The 22,760-nt window shown below is 67.8% G+C and carries 20 protein-coding genes; 7 read left to right on the top strand and 13 right to left on the bottom strand.

The window, feature by feature from the left end:
• Positions 1 to 53 precede the first annotated feature (53 nt).
• Positions 54 to 773 carry a sulfite exporter TauE/SafE family protein gene (locus SK803_RS38260; protein WP_319971089.1) on the top strand — a complete coding sequence of 240 codons (720 nt, stop codon included), beginning with the start codon at positions 54 to 56 and terminating at the stop codon, positions 771 to 773.
• Between the two features lie 116 nt (positions 774 to 889).
• Here SK803_RS38260 and SK803_RS38255 read toward each other — a convergent pair whose 3' ends face one another.
• The 8 genes from SK803_RS38255 to SK803_RS38220 form a co-directional block, all read right to left on the bottom strand.
• Positions 890 to 2,503 carry an alpha/beta hydrolase gene (locus SK803_RS38255; RefSeq protein ID WP_319971088.1) on the bottom strand — a complete coding sequence of 538 codons (1,614 nt, stop codon included), beginning with the start codon at positions 2,501 to 2,503 and terminating at the stop codon, positions 890 to 892.
• Between the two features lie 97 nt (positions 2,504 to 2,600).
• A complete protein-coding gene (locus SK803_RS38250; protein ID WP_319971087.1) occupies positions 2,601 to 4,202 on the bottom strand; it encodes an alpha/beta hydrolase in 1,602 nt (533 codons plus the stop codon).
• Between the two features lie 62 nt (positions 4,203 to 4,264).
• The gene (egtD, locus tag SK803_RS38245) at positions 4,265 to 5,236 is read right to left on the bottom strand and encodes an L-histidine N(alpha)-methyltransferase (protein ID WP_319971086.1); all 972 of its coding nucleotides are present in this window, start codon (positions 5,234 to 5,236) and stop codon (positions 4,265 to 4,267) included.
• Positions 5,233 to 5,958 (bottom strand): ergothioneine biosynthesis protein EgtC, encoded by a 726-nt coding sequence (egtC, locus tag SK803_RS38240; RefSeq protein ID WP_319971085.1) that lies wholly within the window; start codon positions 5,956 to 5,958, stop codon positions 5,233 to 5,235. The genes egtD and egtC overlap by 4 nt, the downstream gene beginning before the upstream one ends.
• 4 nt (positions 5,959 to 5,962) lie before the next feature.
• On the bottom strand, positions 5,963 to 7,252 hold the full coding sequence (egtB, locus tag SK803_RS38235) for an ergothioneine biosynthesis protein EgtB (protein WP_319971084.1): 1,290 nt from the start codon (positions 7,250 to 7,252) through the stop codon (positions 5,963 to 5,965).
• The gene (locus SK803_RS38230) at positions 7,249 to 8,448 is read right to left on the bottom strand and encodes a glutamate-cysteine ligase family protein (RefSeq protein WP_319971083.1); all 1,200 of its coding nucleotides are present in this window, start codon (positions 8,446 to 8,448) and stop codon (positions 7,249 to 7,251) included. Before SK803_RS38230 ends, egtB begins: the two co-directional genes overlap by 4 nt.
• A gap of 137 nt (positions 8,449 to 8,585) precedes the next feature.
• Positions 8,586 to 9,782, bottom strand: a complete 1,197-nt coding sequence (locus SK803_RS38225; RefSeq protein WP_319971082.1) for an FAD-dependent monooxygenase — start codon at positions 9,780 to 9,782, stop codon at positions 8,586 to 8,588.
• Positions 9,783 to 9,861: 79 nt separating this feature from the next.
• On the bottom strand, positions 9,862 to 10,437 hold the full coding sequence (locus SK803_RS38220; protein WP_319971081.1) for a YbhB/YbcL family Raf kinase inhibitor-like protein: 576 nt from the start codon (positions 10,435 to 10,437) through the stop codon (positions 9,862 to 9,864).
• A gap of 130 nt (positions 10,438 to 10,567) precedes the next feature.
• Here SK803_RS38220 and SK803_RS38215 point away from each other — a divergent pair, with 130 nt between their 5' ends.
• Complete coding sequence (locus SK803_RS38215; protein WP_319971080.1) at positions 10,568 to 12,052, top strand: S8 family peptidase; 1,485 nt, start codon at positions 10,568 to 10,570, stop codon at positions 12,050 to 12,052.
• 51 nt (positions 12,053 to 12,103) lie between these two features.
• Here the strand turns inward: SK803_RS38215 and SK803_RS38210 are convergent, their stop codons facing one another.
• Both SK803_RS38210 and SK803_RS38205 read right to left on the bottom strand, forming a co-directional pair.
• Positions 12,104 to 14,980: a PQQ-dependent sugar dehydrogenase gene (locus SK803_RS38210; RefSeq protein WP_319971079.1), complete on the bottom strand. Its 2,877-nt coding sequence runs from the start codon at positions 14,978 to 14,980 to the stop codon at positions 12,104 to 12,106.
• Positions 14,981 to 15,228: 248 nt separating this feature from the next.
• Positions 15,229 to 15,381, bottom strand: a complete 153-nt coding sequence (locus tag SK803_RS38205; RefSeq protein ID WP_319971078.1) for a hypothetical protein — start codon at positions 15,379 to 15,381, stop codon at positions 15,229 to 15,231.
• Positions 15,382 to 15,535: 154 nt separating this feature from the next.
• Between SK803_RS38205 and SK803_RS38200 the strand changes: the two genes are divergently transcribed.
• Together SK803_RS38200 and SK803_RS38195 are read left to right on the top strand one after the other, a co-directional pair.
• Positions 15,536 to 16,129, top strand: coding sequence for a TetR/AcrR family transcriptional regulator (locus tag SK803_RS38200; RefSeq protein ID WP_319971077.1), 594 nt, complete (start codon positions 15,536 to 15,538; stop codon positions 16,127 to 16,129).
• Between the two features lie 31 nt (positions 16,130 to 16,160).
• Entirely contained in the window at positions 16,161 to 17,450 is a 1,290-nt protein-coding gene (locus tag SK803_RS38195; RefSeq protein ID WP_319971076.1) for a cytochrome P450, read from the top strand.
• Between the two features lie 157 nt (positions 17,451 to 17,607).
• On the opposite strand, the gene SK803_RS38190 is transcribed toward SK803_RS38195, so the two are convergent.
• The gene (locus SK803_RS38190) at positions 17,608 to 19,083 is read right to left on the bottom strand and encodes a peptide MFS transporter (protein ID WP_406601645.1); all 1,476 of its coding nucleotides are present in this window, start codon (positions 19,081 to 19,083) and stop codon (positions 17,608 to 17,610) included.
• 142 nt (positions 19,084 to 19,225) lie between these two features.
• On the opposite strand from SK803_RS38190, the gene SK803_RS38185 reads away from it, so the two are divergent.
• Together SK803_RS38185 and SK803_RS38180 are read left to right on the top strand one after the other, a co-directional pair.
• Positions 19,226 to 19,789, top strand: coding sequence for a TIGR03086 family metal-binding protein (locus SK803_RS38185; protein ID WP_319971073.1), 564 nt, complete (start codon positions 19,226 to 19,228; stop codon positions 19,787 to 19,789).
• Between the two features lie 85 nt (positions 19,790 to 19,874).
• Positions 19,875 to 20,537 (top strand): glycoside hydrolase family 75 protein, encoded by a 663-nt coding sequence (locus tag SK803_RS38180; RefSeq protein ID WP_319971072.1) that lies wholly within the window; start codon positions 19,875 to 19,877, stop codon positions 20,535 to 20,537.
• Positions 20,538 to 20,897: 360 nt separating this feature from the next.
• Here SK803_RS38180 and SK803_RS38175 read toward each other — a convergent pair whose 3' ends face one another.
• Positions 20,898 to 21,317, bottom strand: coding sequence for a GNAT family N-acetyltransferase (locus tag SK803_RS38175; RefSeq protein ID WP_319971071.1), 420 nt, complete (start codon positions 21,315 to 21,317; stop codon positions 20,898 to 20,900).
• Between the two features lie 44 nt (positions 21,318 to 21,361).
• Entirely contained in the window at positions 21,362 to 21,862 is a 501-nt protein-coding gene (locus SK803_RS38170; protein ID WP_319971070.1) for a DUF4262 domain-containing protein, read from the bottom strand.
• A gap of 102 nt (positions 21,863 to 21,964) precedes the next feature.
• Here SK803_RS38170 and SK803_RS38165 point away from each other — a divergent pair.
• A partial coding sequence (locus tag SK803_RS38165; protein ID WP_319971069.1) for a helix-turn-helix domain-containing protein occupies positions 21,965 to 22,760 on the top strand: 796 nt, incomplete at its 3' end.

The raw sequence follows: 22,760 nt of genomic DNA, 5'->3' as shown, positions 1-22,760 counted from the left end.
CCAGGCGAACGGCGGGAGAAACCTGGTGGCACCAATCTGTAGCCTTGCTAACCATGTCCTGGGGGTTGCTCGCGATCGCGGGCGTGGTCGTAGCGCTCGGAGGTCTGCTGCAAGGACTGATCGGCTTCGGCCTGGCGCTCATCGTCGTGCCGATCCTCGCGCTGCTCGATCCCGCGCTGCTGCCGGTGCCCGTCCTCATGGTCGCCACCGCGCACGCGTCGATGTCATTGGCGCGCGAGTTCACCCACGTCGACTGGCGCGGCGTCGGCTGGGCGATGCTGGGCAGGCTGCCGGGCACCGTCGTGGGCATCCTGATCGTCGACGCCCTCGACCCGAAGGGCTTCGGCCTCGTCGTCGGCGGCTCGGTGCTGGCGTGCGTGCTGCTGTCCATCACCGCCTGGCGCCCACAACCCGAGCCGAAGGCACTGGTCACGGCCGGGTTCGCGAGCGGCTCGTTCGGCACGGCGACGGCGGTGGGCGGCCCGATGGTCGCGCTGCTCTACCAGAACCAGGCAGGCCCGCAGGTCAGGGCGACGCTCGCGGCGTTCTTCGTGCTCGGGTCGGGCGCCTCGATCGTCGGGCTGCTCGCGGCCGGGCAGGTGCACGCGCACCAGCTGTGGACGGGGCTCGCGCTGATCCCGTTCCTGGTGGCCGGGTTCCTGCTGTCCGGGCCGTTGCGCAAGCGGTTCGACGCCGGTGGGATCCGGAGGCCGATGCTGATCGTGGCGGGGGCGAGCGCGGTGGTGTTGATCGTGAGGAGCGCTCTGCTGTGATCTGTTGGCCGCCGCAACGAAAAACGGCGTCAACGCGGCCGTGCCCCTGGTTTCCCTGGCCTCGGCCCCGCTGACGCCGTTCCTCAGTGCGGGTGTACTGCTGCTATCCGCAGTGATCAGGCGAACGGCTGCAGGTTCGGCTGGAACACCTGACCGTCGGCCGGCGCAACGAGATCCACCAGGTACTTCGCCACGGCCGCGTCAGCCCCGGCAGCCCGGCCCAGGATGCAGTGGCCGAACGAGTCGACGCTGATCAGCCGCGCGTTGCCGAGTTGCTTGGCCATGCGCTGCGAGAACAGGTACTGCGTCGCCGGGTCGTAGTAGTTGCCCACCACCACGATCGGGTTCGCGGTCTTGCGGTTCCACGGGCCGATCCAGCGGTCCGGGTTGCGGGTCGGCCACGTCGGGCAGGCGAGCAGGTCGGACGCGGCCTGGTAGCGGCCGAAGGTCGGCGACTGCTTCTCCCACTTCGCCGCCGTCTGCTCCCACAGGCGGTTCGTGCGGGCGAACGGCTTGTCGGTGCAGTTGACCGCGAAGTACGAGTCGTCCGCCGTGTACGGGGTCTCCGGCAGCGGGTCGACGTCGAAGCGGCCACCGCCGTTGTTGAGCGGGGCGGCGAGCTCCACAGTGGACTGAACGCTGAAGGCCGCGGCGGGGCCGGGGTTCAGCGCGACGTGGATCGACTGCAGCCACGCCACCAGGGCGGCGAAGCGCGGCACCGAGTACAGGTCGCCGGCCACGCGGCCGATCACGTCGGCGAGCGCGACCTTGGTGCCGTTCGGCAACGTCGCGGGGCCGGCCGCCAGGGCCTTCTTCATGGCCTCGAACTTGGCCCGCGCGTCTCCGGCGAAGGCGCACTTGGCGACGCCCGCGCTGTCACAGCGCTTCAGCATCGCGTCCAGCGCGATCTCGAAGCCCTGGGCGCGCTGGCGGTCGTACTCGGCGCCGTTGGTCAGGCGCAGCTGCGGGTCGACGTTGCCGTCGATCACGATCGCCCGCGCCTTGGACGGGAAGATGTTCGCGTACGTCGAGCCGATCAGCGTGCCGTAGGAGAAGCCGACGAAGTTCAGCTGCTTGTCGCCCACGGACTCGCGCATGATGTCGAGGTCGCGCACGACGGCCTCGGTCGACATGTGGTTGAGCAACGGACCTGCGTTGATCTTGCAGTAGTCCGTGTAGGCCTTGGCGGACGAGATCGAGCTGGAGATCTCCGCCTTGGTGATGGGCAGGCTGTACCAGCCGCCGTTCACCGCGTCGGACTCCTCCTGGGTGCGGAAGCAGCGCAGCGGCGCGCTGCGGGCCACGCCGCGGGGGTCGAAGCCGATGATGTCGAACCGGTCCAGCACCTGCGGCTGGAAGTAGTTCTTGGCGATGGCGCCGCGGATCAGGCCGGAGCCGCCGGGGCCACCGGGGTTGAGGAAGATCGACCCGATCTTGCGGGACGGGTCGTTCGCCGGGCGCTTCATCATGGCGATGCCGGTCTTCTCACCGCGCGGGCGCGAGTGGTCGACGGGCACTTCCTGGGTGGTGCAGGAGAGCCGCGCGCGCTCCTCGGGCGTGACGCTGGCGGGCAGCGAGGCCAGTACGTCTGCCGCGCACTGCCCCCAGGCAGCGGGTCTGACGGCGGATGCCTCGGTCTGGGCGGATGCGGTGCCCAGACCGGAAACGACGGTGCCGAACACGAGCGCGCTCGTGATCAGGACGCGCAGAGATGCGGAAGATGACGTCACGCGTGCAGCCCATCACTGACGGTGCACCGTTTGTACCCGTCGTTCGGAGGGTTGTGTCCCGACATCGCGGGACACAACCCTCCGCCTACCGGACGAATCAGGCGAACGGCTGGACGTTCGGCTGGTACACCGAACCGTTCACGGGTGCGGTCAGGTCGACCAGGTAGCGGGTCACCGCCGCGTCGGCGCCGGCCGAGTCACCGAGGATGCAGTGACCGAACGCGTCGACGCTGATCAGCCGCGCGTTGCCGAGCTGCTTGGCCATGCGCTGCGAGAACAGGTACTGCGTCGCCGGGTCGTAGTAGTTGCCCACCACGACGACCGGGTTCTTGGTGTGGCGGTTCCACGGGCCGATCCAGCGGTCCGGGTTGCGCGTCGGCCAGGTCGGGCAGGTCAGCAGGTCCGCGGCAGCCTGGTAGCGGCCGAACGTCGGCGACTCCTTCTCCCACTTGGCCGCCGTGGTCGCCCAGTTGCGGTTCGAGCGGGAGAACGGCTTGTCCGTGCAGTTGACCGCGAAGTACGAGTCGTCCGCGGTGTACGGCGTGTCCGGCAGCACGCGCACGTCTGCGCGGCCACCGAGGTTGTTGAGCATCGGAACGTCCACAACGGACTGAACGCTCAAAGCGGCAGCCGACGGGTTCTGCGCGACGTGGATCGACTGCAGCCAGGTCGTGAGCGCCTTGAACGTGGACGGGCTGTACAGGTTGCTCGACGTGCGGCCGACCACGCCGGTCAGCGTCACCTGGGTGCCACCGGGCAACGTCGTCGGGCCCTTGCGCAACGTCTCGCGGATCTTGTCGAACTTCTTGCGGGCGTCACCGGCGAACGCGCACTTCGCCACACCGACCGTGTCGCAGCGACGAAGCATCGCGTCCAACGCGATCTCGAAGCCCCGAGCGCGCTCGCGGTCGTACTGCGCGCCGTTGGTCAGGCGCAGGTGCGGGTCGACGTTGCCGTCGAGGACCAGTGCCCGCGACTTCTGCGGGAAGATGTTCGCGTAGGTCGCGCCGAGCAGCGTGCCGTACGAGAAACCGACGTACGTGAGCTGGCGGTCGCCGACGGCCTCACGCATGACGTCGAGGTCGCGGGCGACGGCCTCGGTCGACATGTGGTTGAGCAACGGACCGGCGTTGATCCCGCAGTAGTCCGTGTAGGCCTTGGACTGCCGGATCGAGCTCGCGATCTCGTCCTTGGTGATCGGCAGCGCGAACCAGCCCTCGTTGACCGCCTCGGCCTCCTCCTGGGTGCGGAAGCAGCGCAGCGGCGCGCTGCGGCCCACACCGCGCGGGTCGAAGCCGATGAGGTCGAACTTCTCGAGGATCTCCGGGGTGAAGAAGCTGGAGCCGTACGCGCTGTAGATCAGGCCGGCGCCACCGGGGCCGCCGGGGTTGATGAACAACGAGCCGATCTTCTTCGCCGGGTCCAGCGCCGGGCGCTTCATCATGATGACGCCCGTCGAGTCACCGCGCGGCCGCGAGTGGTCGACGGGCACCTGCTGAACGGCACAGCTGACCTTGTCGCGCTGCGCGGCGGGGATCTCCGCGAGCACGTCGGCCGCGCACGGCCCCCACGCGGCGGGTCTGACGGTTGAGGTGGCTTCGGCCTGGGCAGAAGCAGTGCCCAGGCCGGTGATGACCGTGCCGAGCGCGAGCGCACTGACAAGCGCCACGCGCACGGCACGCGTTGATGCAGGAGTCATCGACGCAGCCCACCACTGTCAGCGGACCACCAGTACCCGCCTATCGGAGGGTGTTCGCCCGGTTACACCGCTTGGGCGAGCGAGACCGCGAACCGGCCCTCGGAATCGGTCCACCACCGGTGCAACGCGAACCCGCCGTCTTCCAGCTCTTTGCGCACACCTTCCTCGCGGAACTTGGCCGACACCTCGGTGCGCAGCTCCTCGCCCTCGCGGAAGTCGACGGTCAGGCCGAGTTCCGCGATCGTCACCCGCATGGCCCGCCTGGCCCGCAGGCGCATCTCGATCCACTCCTGCTCGGCGTTCCACAACGCGACGTGCTCGAACGCCTCGACGTCGAAGTCCCCGCCGACCTCGCGGTTCAGGACGTTCAACACATTTCGGTTGAACTCCGCCGTGACGCCCTGCGCGTCGTCGTACGCGCGCACCAGCGTCTGTTCGTCCTTCACGAGGTCGGTGCCGAGCAGCAGCCACTCCCCCGGATCCAGCACGTCCCGGACGGTGCGGAGGAACTTCTCCCGCTCCTCCGGGATGAGGTTGCCGATCGTGCCGCCCAGAAACGCCACCACCCGCGGCGACTCGCCGGGCAGCAACGACAGGTGCTGGGTGAAGTCGCCGACCACACCGTGCACCCGCAGGCCCGGGTAGTCCGCGATGATCGCGTGCGCCGCCTCGGTCAACGCCGACACGGACACGTCCTGCGGCACGAACTCCTGCAAAGTGCCGTGCTCGCGAAGCGCGCTGAGCAGCAACCGCGTCTTCTCCGACGACCCGGAACCCAGCTCCACCAGCGAGTGCGCGCCGGTCGTCGCCGCGATCTCACCGGCCCGCTCGGCGAGGACCTCGCGTTCGGCGCGCGTCGGGTAGTACTCGGGCAGCCGCGTGATGTCCTCGAACAGCTCGCTGCCCACCGCGTCGTAGAACCACTTCGGCGAGACCCACTTCGGGTCCGCGGTCAGTCCGGCTCGCACGTCGGCACGTAGCGCGTGTGCGGCGTCCTCCGGTTTGAGATGAACGTCCAGCACCGGCTCGGTCATATCGGTCGAACCTCCACAGTGGATGGATCAGCGGTGACCACGTGCCGGTCGGGGATCTCCCGCCAGCCGGGGTCGTCGTCGAGCTTCTCGGACGCGAGCGTCACGCTCTGTCCTTTCTGCAGCACCCACAGGGCGTGTGTCCACGTGGTCCCCACGAGCACTTTTCCGTTGGTCAGCAAGAAGTTCAGCCGCGACTTGGGCGCCGCGTCCGCTACCTCCCGCACGAGTTCAACAAGCGCCTGAGCCGGGTTCTTCCCGGTCTCCAGGCGACGCCTCAGCACCGTCCACAGCAGCGCCGAGTCCGTCGGCGCGTCCATGGTCAGCAGATCGGTCACGTCCAGCGTCTTCGCGAGCCCCGCCACGGTGTGCGGCCAGCCGTCGACCCGCCCGTTGTGGCTGAACAGCCAGGTGCCGTCGGTGAACGGCGCGCAGGCCGCGTCGCCGACGGGCATCCCGGCCGTCGCCGACCGGACCGCGGCGAGGAAGGCCGTCGACTCGGCCGCCGCCAGCTGACGCAGGTTCGCGTCGCTCCACAACGTCCCGGCGCGCCGGTACCGCACCGGGCCGGGGAACCAGCCGACGCCGTAGCCGTCGACGTTCACGGTTCCCCCGGCCCGCATGTCCTGCGGCACGTATGCCTGGCGCTCCAGGGAGTGCGGTGCGTCGTAGAGCAGGCCCGCCAAGGGCATGGCGGTGCCCAGGTAAGCCAGGTGGCGGCACATCGGGCTAGGCGTCCCTGGCGCAGCGGAAGCCGGCGAAGATCTGCCTTCTGATCGGGTAGTCCCAGTTGCGGAACGTCGACCGGATCGCGGACTTGTCGGTGCCGAACGAGCCACCGCGCAGGACCTTGTAGTCCGGCCCGAAGAAGACCTGCGAGTACTCGGCGTACGGGAAGACCTCGAAACCCGGATAGGGCTGGAAGTCCGACGAGGTCCACTCCCAGACGTCACCGATCAGCTGGTGCACGCCCGCGGCCGAGACCCCCTTGGGATACGCGCCGACCGGCGCCGGGCGCAGGTGCCGCTGACCGAGGTTCGCGTGGATCTCGGCGGGTTCCTCGTCGCCCCACGGATAACGCCTGGTCGTCGCGGTCTCGGCGTCGTAGCGGGCGGCCTTCTCCCACTCCTGCTCGGTCGGCAGCCGCTTGCCCGCCCACGTCGCGTACGCCTGGGCCTCGTGGAAGCACACGTGCACAACGGGTTCGTCCGGCACGATCGGCTCAGTCACGCCGAACGCCGTGCGGCTGAACGAGTTGCCCTCGCGATGCCAGAAGCGCGGACCGGAGAGCTTGGCCGTCGTCCGGTGCCGCCAGCCCTCTTCGGTCCACAAACGACGGTCGTCGTAGCCGCCGGCCAGCACGAACTCGGCGTACTCGGCGTTCGTGACGGGGGTGGTGTCGATGAAGAACGAGTCGACGTGGACGGCGTGCGCGGGACGTTCGTTGTCGAGCGCCCACGGCTCGTCCGACGTGCCCATTTCGAACGGTCCGCCCGGAATGAACGCTTCCGTTGCGGGAACGAGGTTTCCGGTGGGCGGTGGCGGTGCGTGCAGGACCGGTTCGCCGGTGCGCAGCTGGTGCGTGGCGAGCATCGTCTCGTCGTGCTGCTGCTCGTGCTGCACGATCATGCCGAACGCGAAGGCGTTCTCGACGAGCCTGCGGCCCTCCAGCGGGACCTTCTCCAGCACGTCGAACACCTTGCCGCGCACGTCACCGACGTACTGACGGGCCTCACGCGGGTTGAGCAGCGGCAACTCGGGCCGCACGCTCCTGGAGAACTTGAACGCGTCGTAGTACTCGTCGATGTCGCTGCGGACCGGTTCGCGTCCGCCGACGTCGCGAACGAGCCAGAGCTCCTCCTGGTTGCCGATGTGCGCCAGGTCCCAGACCAGCGGCGACATCAGCTTCGAGTGCTGCCGGACGAGGTCGTGCTCGTCGACGGCGTCGGTCAAGGCGGTGGAACGCGCGCGCGAACGCAACAGTTCCTCCGCCACGTGCTCGCGGAGTTCTTCTGTCACAGCTTCCCCTCAAGCTCTCGGCTGATAGCGCTGATCTGGTCGTACGAGAGACCGGTGCGGTGCAACGACTCGATGCCGAGAGCCACGACGTCCTTCGCCGCTCTGGCAATGCGTTCGTCCGCCATCCCGTGCCGTGCGGCGATGAGCCATCGCCCGGCCGCCCGTTCCGTCGCCGCCAGCACACCGTCCACAACGGACGGGTCGCTGAACAGCGCGACGAGCAGCGCACTCGGCGCGATCCACCCGCCGGGCGCGGGTGTGTCGAGGTATCTGATCTCGATGTACCCGCGCGGCCGCACCGGCGGGAACATGGTCGTCATGTGGTAGTCGAGGTCGTCGCTGGTGGGGCTGCGGTCGAGTGCCCCGTCTATCCAGTCGGCAAACGTCAGTCTGCGTGGCGGAATCCAACTGGGACTCGGCCCGCGCATGACGATCACCGGAGTGTCGACGACTCTGCGCGCATAAGCCTGTGCCGGATCGGCGCACACAGCACTTGGCCTGGTGCGCACGGGATCCGTGCCGTAGAGCGTCCGCATGCGCGCCGACGCCCAGTCTTCGTGCATACCGCCGATGCTCGGTGAGTTCGCGAACAACGCGATGAGCACCGGCCCGAGTTGGTGCACGGCAGCCCATCTGTCCCTGAGGTGCTTCTCCTCACCGAAGTCGAGGCACACCTGCAGACCGGCGGTGTTGCACATCATCGAGATGCCGTCGGCGCCGAGCGGGCTGAACGCGTGCTCCATCGCGGCGTACCGGGGCACCTGCAGCAGGCGCGTGGGGCTGCGATGCTGGTCAGCGCCCCGATCGCCGAGCACGAGACCGTGGTCCGCCAGCATGGCGGTCAGATAAGAGATGTCCTGGGAGACCGTCTGGAAGAGGTCCGGGAGGCTGGTGCAGGGAGGAGTGGAGATCTCGACCTGCCCGCCCGGTTCGACGGTCAGCGGGGTGCCGCTGGGAAGCGGCCGCTGGGGGCTGTCCGGAACCAGCGTGGGCGGCGCGTGCTCTCCGAGAGCCGCGGCCAACCGGTTCCTGTCTAGCGTCTCACCCGGGTCTTCGGCGTGGTGCACGGTCCATTCGAGCTCCACGCCGAACAGCCTCGGTGGGCCGTGTTTGAAACAGACCGAGGCCACGTAAGCCTCGGCCTCGGCGCGGTCGGCGAACCTCGCCGGCGCCGGTTGATTACGCAACGCAGTCACGCTGCCACACTCCCCGTGATCGTCTGGCGCGTTCGACGCTACACGCGGGGTCTGACAGTTGCAGCCCTCAAATCCTTACGAATCAAGTGATGTGCCCGTGCGCACGCGTGCACACGGGCACATTTCTCACCAGTTGACTACGCGGTGGCCCGAGAGTCCGGCACTCCGGCGTAGCCGGGCAGTTCGACCCCGTTGATCGCGCGCTCGACCACCGCCATGAGCGCGTCCACGTCGGGCTCCGGGCTCGGCTCCGCGTCGGGCCGCGGGACGCGGCCGGCCACGTGCAGGCGGCCGATCTCCTGGTTGGCCTCGACGAACGGGCGCATCCGCGCCTCGTAGGCGGTGAACGCGGCCTCGTGGTCCCAGTCGGCGGCGGCCAGTTCCCCTGCCAGCAGGTAGGCGCCGACGAGGGCCAGCCCGGTGCCGCCACCGGACATCGGCGACGAGCTGAACGCCGCGTCGCCGATCAGCCCCACCCGTCCGTCCGACCAGCGGTCCATCACCACCTGGGCGACCTGGTCGAGGTAGAAGTCCGGGGCGTCGTCCACGTGCTCGAGGATGCGCGGGGTCAACCAGCCCAGGCCGGCCATCTGCTCCCGCAACAGGCGCTTCTGCCCCTCGACGTCGCGGAAGTCGACGTCGAAGCCGGCCGCGGGGAAGGAGAACATCGCCATGGCCCGCGAGGCGTCCTTGAGCGGCCGCAGACCGGCGGAGCGGCCGGACACCTGGTCCTGGTGGTCGATCATCCAGCCGTCCACGCCGAACTCGTTGGGCACGGTGCAGAAGGCCAGCACGAGCCCGAGGTGGCGGAGGTACCGCTCGCGCGGCCCGAAGACCGTCCCGCGCAACGACGAGTGCAGCCCGTCGGCCCCGACCACCAGGTCGAACCGCCGCCGGCCGCCGCTCGCGAAGGTGACGTCGACCCCGTCCGCGTCCTGGGTGAGCCCGGCGATCCGGTCGCCGAAGAGGTACTCGGCACCGTCGCGGGTGTCGTCGTAGAGCACCTGGGACAGGTCTCCTCGCAGGATCTCGATGTCCGCGATGTACCCGTCGCCGCCGTCGTCCTCGGCGCTGTAGGTCTCCAGCACGTTCCCGTCGACGTCCACGGTGTACGCGCCGGCGGTGTCGGTGCGGGCCGCGCGCACGGTCGCGTCCAGCCCCATCCGCTTGATGACCTCCTTGGCCACCCCGCGCGCGTCCACCGCCTGACCGCCGGGACGCAAGCCAGGGGCCCGCTCGACCACGGTCACCTCGGCACCCCGCCGGTGCAACCAGTGGGCCAGCGCGGGCCCCGCGATGCTCGCCCCCGCCACCAACACCTTGCTACCGCTCACCGCGACCCCAGATCGCTCGTCCGGACGACGGTCCGGAGTGTACGGTGATCAACCAGTTTTGCCGGTGAATTGGCAGCTTCTAAGGCTTTGCGGTGGAGAAGCCGGTGAGCTTCGCCTGGCCCACGGCCGCCTTCTTCGCCGCCGCCTCGACGTCGGCGGGCTTCGAGTTCTTGTTGAGTCCCGGCAGGTTCTTCACCTTCACCGCGAACAACGTGAACTCGTACTTGTGCTTGGAGCGCGGGCACGGTCCGAAGAACATCTCGTTGACCGATTTGTCACCCATCGCGCGTTGGTGGGCGCCCTTCAACTCGGGCTCGACGACGTCGTAGCCCTTCTTCAGCCCCTCTGGCAGGCCGGTGGCCGCGGCCGGGATGTCCCAGGCGACCCAGTGGATCTTGTGCCCGCTGCCGGAGCCGGTGTCGACGAACACCAGCGCGTAGGACTCGGCCTTGACGTCACCGCCGGTCCAGGCCAGGGGCGGGGAGATGTCGTTGCCGGGCTTGTGGTCCTGGGCGCACGAGAACTTGTCCGGGATGGCGCCGTTGTTCTTGTACGCCGTGCTGGTCAGTGCCAGCGGGGCCGGAGCGGCGAGAGCCGGTGCCGTGAGTGCGAATGCCGCGGCGAACGAGAGCGCGACCATTGCTGATTTACGCACGAAAGAACCTCCAGGTAATGGGCGGCGGAGGTTTCCCACCATCCCATGCGACCACAGGTGCACTACTGTGCGCAATGCGTTCGCGTATCCGCCGCGCGATCCGTTCGACACGTGTTCACAAGGGAGAACAATGCGGAAATTTCGGCTCGGACTAACCGCGGCGATGGCGTTGACATTCATCGGCACACCTGCGCAGGCCGACGAGGACACGTTCGTCGTGGTCCTCAGGGAGCACATCCTGAGCGCGAATGTCGTCGACCAATACGAGGTGAGTGTTCGTCACACGTATTCAGCGGCACTGAACGGGTTCAGCGCCACGATGACCGCGCGAAAGGCCGCGGATCTCGCGAAGGACCCCGGCGTCGAACTCGTCCAGCGCAACCGGACGCACCGCGTCAGCGACGCGCAGAACAACCCACAGGCGTGGGGGCTGGACCGGATCGACCAGCGCACGCTGCCGTACGACCAGACCTACTACTACTCGACGGACGCGGCGAACGTGCACGCATACGTCGTCGACACCGGCGTCCGCGCGACGCACCAACAGTTCGAGGGCCGCGTCAAAGAAGGCTTCGACGCCATCGACAACGACACCAACCCGGACGACTGCCACGGCCACGGCACGCACGTGTCGGGCACGGTCGGCGGCAAGGACCACGGCGTGGCCAAGAAGGTGACGCTGCACGGCGTGCGCGTCCTCAACTGCAAGGGTTCCGGCACCACCGAGCAGGTCGTCGCAGGCATCGACTGGGTCACCAGGAACGCCGTCAAACCCGCCGTGGTCAACATGTCGCTGGGCGGCGACGCGGACGCCGTGCTCGACGCGGCGGTCGAGAGGTCGATCGCCTCCGGCCTCACCTACGCCATCGCCGCCGGCAACTCCAACGACGACGCCTGCGCGGACTCGCCCGCCCGTGTGCCGGCCGCGATCACGGTCGGCGCGACGGCACGCGACGACAGCCGGGCGTACTTCTCGAACTACGGCACGTGTGTCGACGTCTTCGCGCCCGGACTGGGAATCCTCAGCAGCTGGAAGGACTCCGACACCGCGACGCTGGTCGCCGGCGGCACGTCGATGGCCTCACCGCACGTCGCCGGCACGGCCGCGCTGTACCTCGCGAAGAACCCCGCGGCCACCCCGCAGCAGGTCCGCGACGCTCTGGTCAACGCGGCGACACGTGACAAGGTGACCAACCCAGGACCCAACTCCCCCAACAAACTCCTCTTCACCGACCACGGCATCGAGCCGCCGGCGCCCATGCCCGGTTGTGGCCGCAAGTCCAACGACAACGACGTCGAGATCCCCGACGCCGGCGAGTACGTCGGCACGGCGATCCGGTACGCGGGCTGCAAAGGCAACGCCCCCAAGGCCGCGAGGATCGAGGTGAAGATCAACCACTCCGCGCAGAGCGACGTGCGGATCGAGCTCGCCGGGCCGAGCGGCCGGACGTACCTGCTGAAGGCGAACGGCACGGGCACGAAATTCCAGCCCGTCTACACCGTCGACCTGTCCAGCGAGACCAAGAACGGCACGTGGCAGCTCCTCGTCCGCGACCGCTCGGAAGGTGACGCCGGGGTTCTCGACAGCTGGGCCATCACCCTGCCCAAGAAGTAAAGCGAAAGGCGGGGCCTCCCCGAAAGGAGGCCCCGCCCGTTCAGTTCACGATCAGGTGGAAGCGTTCGAACGCCCGCGCAACACGGTGTTGGCGGTGGACGCGTTCTTGATGGCCGTCTCGATCTGCGCCATCGTGGACGAGGAAGTGATTCCGGGAACCGTGGCGGTGTTCAACGCGTACAACGTGAACGTGTACGGGTTGGTGGAGCCACCGGGACACGGCCCGAAGAACTTCTGCGAATTCGCACCGGAGCCCATCGCCTTCTGCTTCGCCGCACCCTGGCCGGGCACGTTGAAACCGGCACCGAGATTCTCCGGCAGCGAACTGGCACTCGAAGGAATGTCCCAGATCGCCCAGTGCAGCTTGTTGCCGTTGTTCACCCGGTCGGCGAACACGATGGCGTAGGCCTGAGCACCGGAGGAAGCACCCCACGCGAACGGCGGCGACGGGTCCTGGCCGGGTGAGCCGTCACCGGCGCACGTGTACTTGGCCGGGATCATCGCGTTGTCCGCGAACGCCGACGAGCTCAACGCGAACCCGCCGCCGCCACCGCCTTCGTAGACGATGTCGATGTGCAGGATGCGGTCGTTGCCCGCGCTGCCGTCCTTGTCCGCCGACGTGGTCAGCCAGATGTCGCCGTCCCGGTCCACCTCGACCGTGCGAAGCCGGCCGTAGGTGCCCTGGAAGTAGATCTGCTGCTCCACCAGGTTGGACGAGGAGTCGATCCGCATCCGGTAGATGCGCGAGCCGACGGTCGTGGCCACGAACACGTGGTCGTTGATGATCGTCAGGCCCGACGGCGACGCCGAGGACGTCGACCAGGTCTTCTTCGGCGGGATCGTGCCCGAGCAGGAACCGGAGGTGCCTTCACAGCCGGGCCAGCCGTAGTTGCCGCCCTTGGTGATCAGGTTGACCTCGTCCTGCGACGAGTTGCCGAACTCCGAGGCCCACAGACGGCCCTGCGAGTCGAAGTCGAGACCCTGCACGTTGCGGTGGCCGTAGCTCCAGATCGCCTTGCCCGAGAACGGGTTGTCGGCCGGGATGGAGCCGTCGGGGTTGACCCGCAGGATCTTGCCCGCGTTGTTGTTCATGTTCTGCGCGTTGCTGCCGTTCTGCGCGTCACCGGTGGAGATGAACAGGTAACGCCCGTCCGGGCTGAAGCGCAGCCGGCCGCCGTTGTGGAAGCGGTTCTTCGGCACGCCGTCGAGCAACGTCGTCCAGTTGGACAGCTGCGCGCCGTCGAACTGCGCCCGCACCAGCCTGTTTCCGCCGGAATACGTGTGATAGACGTAGATGAACCGGTCGGAGGCCCAGTTCGGGGACACCTCGATGCCGAGCGCGCCGCCCTCACCACCGGTGCCCTGAGCGCCGGGAACCTTGCCCAGCACCGTCTTGGTGCCGCCCTCGGTCACCCGCAGGATGTTGAACGACTCGCGCTCGGTCACCAGCGCCGACCCGTCGGGCAGGAACGCGAGGCCCCACGCCACGTCGACCCCGCTGGCGATCGTCGTCACCGTCCCGGGGTTCGGCACACCGGTGCCACCACCCTGGCCGGGCTTGACCACGATCTCGTTGGAGAACGCCGAGAGGTTGCCCGCCGCGTCCTTGGCCCGCACACGAGCCCGGTACTCCTGGCCGTTGGTCAGACCGGCGACGGTCGCCGAGGTGGCGTTGCCGTCCGCGGTCTGCTTCAACGCGCCGTCGAAGTGGATCTCGTACCCGGTGACGCCCACGTTGTCGGTAGAGGCGTTCCAGGCGATGGACACACTGGTCGTCGTGGCGCCGGTGGAACGCAGGTTGCCCGGCGTCGTCGGGGCCTGACCGTCCGGCGGCGCGGGCTGGGTGCGGCCGGGAACGTTGTTCGAGGCCTGGGAAACGTTGCCCGCACGGTCCTTCGCGAACACCGTCCAGTCGTACTCGCGGTCGGCCTGCAGACCGGTCGCGGTGCCCTCCAGCACGTTGCCGACGCTCGTGACGAGCTGGCCGTGCTGGTAGATGTCGTAGCCGGTGACACCGACGTTGTCCGTGGCCGCTTCCCACTTGAGCGTCACCGAGTTGTGCGTCGACGACACGAACTGCAGGTTCTTCGGCGGCGTTGGCGCCTCGGTATCCGGCGGACCCACCAGAACCGCGGTCAGCTTGTCGGCGTTCGGGCCGCCGTTCGCGGTGGTCGCGGTCGCCTTGATCTTGTTGGCACCGACCTTCAGCGTCACCTTGGCGGTGCGCGTCTGCCACGTCGTCCACGCGCCGGTGCCGGGGAACGACACGGTCTGCGCGCCGGCGCCGTCCACGGTCACGCTGACGGGCCGGTCGGCCGTCGTCCCGTTGGCGTAGCGGAAGGTCAGTTCGTGCTCGCCACCCTGATCAGCCGTGATCGTGTACTCGACGGACGAGCCGACCACGTTGTTGTAGTTGACGAAGCCCGTGCCGGAGAAACCCGCGTGGTTGGACTCCACGACGCCCTGCGAGATCGTGGCGTTCTCCGCTTCCTGCTCGAGAGCGGGAACGGCGTTGATCTCCTCGACCTCCAGGTAGTCGAGGTTCGGCCCGCCGGTGGCACCCGTGGACGTGAGCCGGATCTTGTTCTCGCCCGCGTTCAGGTTCACGGTGTTCTCGGCCGACACCCACGTCGTCCACGCACCCGTGCCCGCGAAGGCGCGCTCGTCGACCGCGAGGCCGCCGTTGACGCTCACGTCGACCGGGCGGTTGTCCGCGGTTCCGTTGGCGTAGCGGACGACCAGCTTCGCCTGGCCCGCCCGCGCCGCGGTCACGGTGAACTCGACCGAGCTCCCCGCGACGTTGTCGACGTTGACGAACCCGGCACCGGAGAACCCGGCGTGGTTCGACTCCACGACGCCCTGCGAGATCGTCGCGTTCTCCGCTTCGTACCGGATCGGCGCCGCGAGGGCCGACTCCGGTACCGACATCACTGCGATGGTTGTCGCGAACGCAACACCCATTGTGCCGAGCGCGCGTAACGCCCGGCCTCTGCTCGGTGCCACTGTTGTGCCTCCCACAAGACGGGTAGGGGGATCACTCCATGCGGCGGCGGATTCAGTTATTGGATAGAAACTTTCCTAACTGTCGCGCAGATCACACCACCACGTGACATCTGGAGTCAACCCCTTCCCGGAACTGCTGGAAAGCGCTTACCACCAACCCGTGACACTGTCCGTTACCTGTCCCGGTTCTCGGCCAGAGCGGCGATGAGATCCGAGACCGTGCGGCTGAGCAGCAGATCGACCACGTGGACGCCTGTGGACTCACGCCGCTGCCACCCCAGGCGCTCGGCGAGCGTCGACAGCTTGATGATCTCCTGCGTGTCCATGGCGGTGGAGGATATTGGTGCCGCCGCGCGCGTTCGCGCAGGCCCGGCCGATGATCCACACGAAAGGGATCGCCAGGAAAGATCACACCGATGGACGTGTCCAATCCGTACGTACGGATTGGATTTCCCACCCTCGCCCTGCGACCATCTACCGGTGCCCAGGGTCAGTCAGGACCACCTAGACGCCCGCCGCCGTCAGATCCTCGACGGCGCGCGTTCCTGTTTCGCGCGTCACGGCTACGAGGGTGCCACGGTACGCCGTCTCGAAGAGGCGACGGGGCTCTCCCGCGGTGCGATCTTCCACCACTTCCGCGACAAGGAATCGCTCTTCCTCGCACTGGCGGAGGACGACGCGCTCCGGATGGCCGACGTGGTGGCCGAACAGGGCCTCGTCCAGGTCATGCGCGACCTCCTGGAAGAACCGGAGAAACGGGACGAAGCGCACGCGGCGGACTGGCTGGGCACCCGCCTGGAGGTCTCCCGCAGGCTCCGCACCGACCCGGACTTCCGTGCCCGGTGGGCCGAGCGCAGCGAACAGCTCACCGCGGCCACCAGGCAACGGCTCATCCGCCAGCGCGAGGCCGGCAACCTCCGTGACGACGTCGACGTCACCGTCCTGACCAACTTCCTGGAACTCGTCCTCGAAGGCCTCGTGTCGCACCTCGCCATGGGTCTCCCGGCGGACGACATGGAGCCGGTGCTCGATCTGGTCGAAGAAACCGTGCGCCGCCACCGCCGCAGCTCTTGAAGCTTCTTCACGTAGCACGCAATGTGGACACATGCCGTCCACGCTGAAGACCGCCACACAGTTCTTCGCGCTGCGCACACTCGTCCGCGGCTACGCGCTCCTGGGTGACCCGTACGCGGGTGTCATGGCCTCGCCGCCGGACCGCGATCCGTACCCGATGTACGAGAAGGTGCGCGCGAAGGGCGACATGGTCCGCAGCCGCATGGGCGCGTACGTCACGCCGTCCCGCGAGATCTGCGACTCGGTGCTGCGCGACAACAGGTTCATCACCGCCACGTTCGACGAGGCGTCGATGGTGCCGATCACGCTGGTCAAGGATGGCGAGAAGATCGTCAACCCGGTGCAGGACTCGTTCCTGATGATGAACCCGCCCACCCACACCCGGCTGCGCAAGCTCGTCCAGCCGTTCTTCACGCCGCGCGCTTTGAAGGACCGCACCGAGTCCATCAAGCGGATCGTCACGAACTACCTCGACCGGCTCGACGACCGGTTCGACGTCGTCAGCGAGTTCGCCTCACAGGTGCCGATCCAGGTGATCGCGGACCTGCTCGGCGTGCCCGACGACCACAAGGAGATCTTCGCCCGCTGGGGCAGTTCGCTCGCCGAGACGCTCGACGGCGTGTGGTCGCACAAGCAGCTGAAGAACCTGCACGCCACCATCATCGAGTACAACGACTTCATCGACGTGCTGATCGACGAGCGCCGCCGCAACCCGAAGGACGACATCGTCAGCCACCTCGTGACGCGGCACGACGACCTCAGCCGCGAGGATCTCGTTGCCACCACGGGGTTGTTGCTGTTCGCCGGGTTCGAGACGACGGTCAACCTGATCAGCAACGGCGTGCTGAAGGCGTTCGAGAACCCGCACACCGTCGCGCCGCTCGCGCAGAGCCCCGAGTACGCCGAGGGGTTCGTGGAAGAGGTGCTGCGGCTCGACCCGCCTGTGCAGTACACGATCCGCTGGCCGAAGGAACGCCTGGAGCTGGCCGGAGTGTCCCTCCCGAAGGGAATGCCGGTGATGCTCATGCTGGCGGCGGCGAACCGGGATCCGCGTGTTTTCGCCGACCCGCTCAAGTTCGACCCGACGCGGTCCAACGCGCGTGAGCACCTCGCGTTCTCGGCGGGCATCCACTACTGCATCGGCGCGGGCCTGAGCCGCATCGAGGGCGCGGTCGCGTTGCACGAGCTGTTCAAGCGCTTCCCGAACCTCGCGCCGGACGGGCCCGTGGCGCGCAGGAAGTCGAAGCTGATCCGCGGCGCGTTGCGACTTCCGGTGCGGGCGAACGAAACCGAACGGTCACTGGCGGTGAAGTCGACCTGACATGGGGCGAAATTCGTCGCAGCACGTGCTCGACTTCACCCGCCTGGAGCAATGTTCGTGCCCCAATGACACATCTGCGTAGTGCATCCTTGTAAGTGAGAGGGAGACCCGCCGCACCGCCGCCGCGACGGGCCTCCCTCTCACCTTGTCCAAGGACCTACTCGACCCCGGACATCAGCTTCCGGATCGCCGGGGCCGCCAGCGCGAGACCGCCGCCGAGGACCACGGCCGCGCCACCGAGCGTGAGGAAGTACGCCGAGGGGCTCGTCGTGTAGAACTTCACGAGCTGCGCGGCCACACCGGTACCGGCCGAGCTCGCCAGGAACCACAGGCCCATCGTCTGCGACGCGAACGCCCTGGGCGCCAGCTTGGTCGTGACGGACAGGCCGACCGGCGACAGCATGAGCTCACCGGCGGTCATGATCAGGAACATCAGCACCAGCCAGAGCGGCGTCACCTTGCCGTCGGCCGCCGAGTTGCTCGCGAAGTACATGAGCACGAACGACAGACCGACGAGCACCAGCGCACCGGCGAACTTGCGCGGCGTGGACGGCGCGCGGTTCGCGAGCTTCACCCACAGCAGCGCGAAGACCGGCGCCAGCAGGATGATCATGATCGGGTTGATCGACTGGAACCAGGCGACCGGGAACTCCCAGCCGAACACGTGGTTGTCGACGTGCGAGTCGGCGAACTCCGCGATGACGGAGGCGCTCTGCTCGAAGATCAGCCAGAACATGGCGGCCGCGATGAACAGCGGGATGTACGCGACGACCCGCGGGCGCTCCTCCGGCAGCGTCTTCTTGCTGCGCAGCATCACGGTGAAGTAGCCGACCGGCAGCACGATGGACATGATGCTGATCATCAGGATCACGCCCTCGACGCCACCGAGGAAGTACGACACCACGCCGAGGCCGACGATCGCGACCGCGATCAGTCCGATGAGGCCGTAGACGCGGCCCTTCTCCTGCGAGGGCAACGGGTTCGGCGCCACGGCGGCGGAACCGCGCAGGTTCTTGCGGCCGATGCGGTACTGGATCAGGCCGAGCGCCATGCCGACCGCCGCGACGGAGAAGCCGGCGTGGAAGCCGATGCCGTCCGCGAGCGCGCCGGTGATCAGCGGCGAGACGAAACCGCCGATGTTGATCGCCATGTAGAAGATCGTGAAGCCGGCGTCGCGACGGTTGTCGTGCTGCTCGTAGAGCCCGCCGACGACCGTGGAGATGTTCGGCTTGAGCAGGCCCGTGCCGAGCACGATGAGGACCAGGCCGAGGTACACGCCCGCGAGGCCGATCGGCAGGGCCAGCGAGATGTGGCCGAGCATGATCAGCACACCGCCGTAGAACACGGCCCGCTGGCCGCCGAAGACCCGGTCGGCGAGCCAGCCGCCCGCGACACCGGACATGTAGACCGCGGTGCCGTAGATGGCCACGACGGACAACGCGAGCGTCTTGTCGACGCCGAGACCGCCCTCGGCAGCTGCTGTCCACAGGTAGAGGCCGAGGATGGCCTTCATGCCGTAGAAGGAGAACCGTTCCCACAGTTCGGTGAAGAAGAGCGTGGACAGGCCCCGGGGGTGCCCGAAGAAGCCTTTGTCCTGCTCGGAGATGCTGGCGCTAGGGGCGCTCAAGGCCATCGTCCTCTCGTGTCAACGATGTCACGGCGGATCGGTGCACATTACGCCGAACGCTCGTACGGTTGGAAATTCGGGTTGCGTCCAAGTGGTCCAACTCTCATCCCGGGGTGCGCTTTTGAGTGAGGTTTGATGCACTGCTGGGATGGACTTGATCCAGGCGCACGGAGTGGCGATGACCGAGTTCGACCGGCGGGTCCGGGAGATCGCGCCCGACCAGTGGGTGCTCGGCACCCCCTGCCGGGAGTGGTCCGTCAGAGATCTGGTCGGCCACCTGGTCTACGAGCAGCTCTGGGCCCCGGAACTGCTGGCCGGCTGCACGGTCGCCCAGGTCGGTGACCGCTTCGACCACGACAACCTGGGCGGCGACCCGCTGGTGTCGTGGGTGGTCGCGGCCGCGGCGGCGCGCGAGGCGTGGCTGGAGCCGGACGCGTTGACGAAGTCCGTGAGCGTGTCGTCCGGAACGCTCGACGCCGAGGAGTACTGCTGGCAGATGACCACGGACCTGGCCGTGCACGCGTGGGATCTGGCGCGTTCGATCGGCGCCGAGGAACGAATTGATCCTGAGCTCGCCTCGACTGTTTTGGCTTACGTCGAACGAAACATCGAGGAGTGGAGCGAAAGTCCGTTGTTCGACTCACCGGTACCGGTCGCAAAGGACGCGGACGACCAAACGCGCCTGATAGGACTGTTGGGACGTAAGCCTTAGGCCCTTGACACCTGCAACTCCGGTTGCGCAGAGTGATGCCACCGCCGCTTTCAGTCAGGAAACTTCCCTGTCGAAAGAGGTGGCAATGCGCAAGCTCGCCCCAGGGCTTTTCGCGGTGTCCGTGGTCGTGGCTTCCGTCCTGGCATCCCCCGCCGCCCAGGCTGCCGGCCCCAGCGCCTCGCAACTGCTCGCCAAGCTGACGTCGTGCCAGCAGATCTCCAGCGGCAAGTACCGGTCCGACTCCGAGACGGCCGCGAACATCCCGGTCTGCGGCAAGAACGGCGCCGTTTGGTACAAGGCCGACCTGGACATCGACTGCGACGGCCAGCGCACGTCGAAGTGCAACGAGAACACCGACCCGTGGTTCCAACCCGACACCGCCTTCCACGACTCGAAGGGCAAGCCGCTGGTCGCGGACAAGCTCCCGTACGTCGTCGTGCCGTCAGCGAGCGGCACGTGGGACTACCGCAAGTTCGGCATCCAGGGCGGTGGCGTCGTCGCCATCATCTACAACAACAAGGTCGAGTACGCCGTGGTCGGCGACACGGGCCCGAAGGCCATCATCGGTGAGGCGTCCTACGCCGCCGCGGTGAACCTGGGCATCAATCCGAACCCGGAGAACGGCGGGACCGACGGCCCGGTGCACTACCTCTACTTCAAGAACTCGAAGGTGTCCCCGATCGAGGACCACGGCAAGGCCACGTCCCAGGGTGAGGCCCTGGCCCAGCAGTTCCTCAACGCGAACTAGTCGTCGTCGACGCCGTCTTGAAGCGCCCCGCCACGCATCCCCCTCTGCCTCCTGCGTGGCGGGGCGCTCCTCCCCCGAGCACGGTCACCCTGATCCCCCCGGACTGGCTGACCGCACCGCATTTCTACAGGTTGATCGTTGTCCGGTGTCGGGGCTCGAACACCGGACAACGACCTCCGGACAACGTTTTGGTCTCCCCGCCCCAAGGCGTCACAACAGCGTCGGCCCCGACGCAGGATGCGCCGGGGCCGACGGGTGCCGGACGGATCAGCCGACGTGTGATCGACGTCCGCACCGGTGGTTGGTCGTGGGTGGACCGCTTCAGCACCTTGCCAGGCGCCCGTGACCGGTCCCTGAACGTCAGATGACCTTCTGCTCCAGAGTGACGCACCTGATACCGACCGCGTCGAGGTGCTCACCGACCCGGACGAACCCGGCGCTCTCGTAGAAGCCCAGGTTCTCGTCACTCCCGGCCCCGGTGAAGAGCCACACGACTCTTACCTCCTCCGGGGTCCGCGTGCTGATCGCCTCGAGGAGACGCCTGCCCACTCCGCCGCCCTGCACGTCGGGCGCGACCGCGAGCCGCGCGACCTCCATGCGTTCGCCGTCCACACGGCTGCGCACCGACCCCACGAGCCGAGCCCCGTCGAACGCCCCGAACGCGGGCGTGCCCTGCGCGAGGTGGTTCCTGATCTCCTCCAGCGTCTCGACGAGCGGCGGCAGATCCCACGCCCCGTACCGGCGGGCCTCCTGGAGGTACGCGGCACGCTGGATCGTCATGACCTCACCGGCGTGCCGCGGTCGCAGTGGTCCGATGTGGACGTTCACGGCCCGGTGACCCCCGGCGTCCAGCTCTCCGGCAGACCGCTTTCCGTCAGGACCAGCTGGTGCTCGTGGAACCCTTGCGGCGCGTCGGGCTGCCACGGCCACTGCCCCTGCGGCGTGGGCACGATGATCTGCACCGCCGCGAACTCCGACCCGTCGTAGAGCAGGTACGCACTACCGAAGAACTCCGGGTAGAACCCCTTGTACACCCGCTCGAACGTGACCGGCACACCCTCGAAGAAGTCGTCGTAGAGCTTCCCCATCACGAACCGCTCGCCGCCACTGGCCCGCCGCACGTACATGTTGATCAGGTTCTCGCCCATGCCCTGCGGCAGCCCGATCACCACCGCCTCGGCCACCCCGAACCGCCGCCACGCCCCCACCGAGAACACGTACCCGGCACCCTCGGCGTCCGGGTTCACGACGATGTTCGTGTGACCGTGGAGGTCGGCCGCGGAAAGCAGCCGCGCCCGCAGTTCGAATTCCTCGTCAGAAAGCACGCCACCAGCCTACGACTTGGAGATTCTCCAAGACTCCCACCTTCAGGCAGATTTGAGGCGAAACGATGGAGCCGGCGGGGCCGGGCGGCCTACTTTCCCCGCATGCCCAAGAGATCGTCCAGTGTGGTGGGCCGCGAGTTCGGCAACGGCGTCCGCAAAGCCATCGAGCGCACCGGCCTGACCCAGCGCCAGCTCGCCAAGCTGCTCGGCTGGCAGGAAGCCAAGATGTCCGACCTGCTGGCCGGCAAAGGCGGCGTGACCGAACTGGAAGTCGCCACGCTCCTCGCCTACTGCCGCGTCCCACTCGAGGAACGCGAACGCCTGATGGCGCTGTTCCACGAGTCGGGGAACGTCTACCTGCAGATGCCCGAGGACGGCCTGCCCGACCAGGTTCGCACGCTGATCGAGCACGAGAAGGCCGCCAACGAGATCACCTGCTGGTCGATGATCCTCGTCCCCGGATTGCTCCAGATACCTGAGTACGTCAACGCGGTCACCGAGGCAGCGCCCATTGAGGCCGAGGACGTCCCCACGGTTGCGGCCGCCCGGATCGCCCGCGCGGAGATTCTCGAGTACACCCGGACGTTCACCTTCTACGTGCACGAACAGGCGCTGTGGCTTCCCGTCGGCGGTGAGGAGGTGTGGCGAGAGCAGTTGGCCCACCTGCTGCGGCTGTCGGTGCGGAAGTACATCACCATCCGGATCGTCCCCAGATCGATCGGCATGCATGCGGGCACGTCCGGCGACTTCCGCTTGATGAAGTTTCCGAAGTTCCCGCCGCTCGTCTACATCGAGAGTCTCAAGTGCTGCTTGTTCTTCGATGACAAGGAGACCGTCGACGTCTACGAGAACATCCTGAAGGACCTCGCTGCCGTCGCCCTGGATGAGGAACAATCGC

Source organism: Lentzea miocenica, assembly GCF_033949945.1.
GTDB classification, from domain to species: Bacteria; Actinomycetota; Actinomycetes; order Mycobacteriales; family Pseudonocardiaceae; genus Lentzea; species Lentzea miocenica.
Note: the sequence above shows the minus strand (reverse complement) of the source record. Positions and strands in the feature narration are given on the sequence as shown.

Coding starts and splice junctions, on each gene's coding strand:
- egtD (WP_319971086.1), bottom strand. CDS start 5,236: ATGACCGAGCCGGTGCTGGACGTTCATCTCAAACCGGAGGACGCCGCA.
- egtC (WP_319971085.1), bottom strand. CDS start 5,958: ATGTGCCGCCACCTGGCTTACCTGGGCACCGCCATGCCCTTGGCGGGC.
- SK803_RS38195 (WP_319971076.1), top strand. CDS start 16,161: ATGCCGTCCACGCTGAAGACCGCCACACAGTTCTTCGCGCTGCGCACA.
- SK803_RS38175 (WP_319971071.1), bottom strand. CDS start 21,317: ATGACGATCCAGCGTGCCGCGTACCTCCAGGAGGCCCGCCGGTACGGG.
- SK803_RS38205 (WP_319971078.1), bottom strand. CDS start 15,381: ATGGACACGCAGGAGATCATCAAGCTGTCGACGCTCGCCGAGCGCCTG.
- SK803_RS38185 (WP_319971073.1), top strand. CDS start 19,226: ATGGACTTGATCCAGGCGCACGGAGTGGCGATGACCGAGTTCGACCGG.
- SK803_RS38215 (WP_319971080.1), top strand. CDS start 10,568: ATGCGGAAATTTCGGCTCGGACTAACCGCGGCGATGGCGTTGACATTC.
- SK803_RS38190 (WP_406601645.1), bottom strand. CDS start 19,083: ATGGCCTTGAGCGCCCCTAGCGCCAGCATCTCCGAGCAGGACAAAGGC.
- SK803_RS38250 (WP_319971087.1), bottom strand. CDS start 4,202: ATGACTCCTGCATCAACGCGTGCCGTGCGCGTGGCGCTTGTCAGTGCG.
- SK803_RS38210 (WP_319971079.1), bottom strand. CDS start 14,980: ATGTCGGTACCGGAGTCGGCCCTCGCGGCGCCGATCCGGTACGAAGCG.
- SK803_RS38180 (WP_319971072.1), top strand. CDS start 19,875: ATGCGCAAGCTCGCCCCAGGGCTTTTCGCGGTGTCCGTGGTCGTGGCT.
- SK803_RS38260 (WP_319971089.1), top strand. CDS start 54: ATGTCCTGGGGGTTGCTCGCGATCGCGGGCGTGGTCGTAGCGCTCGGA.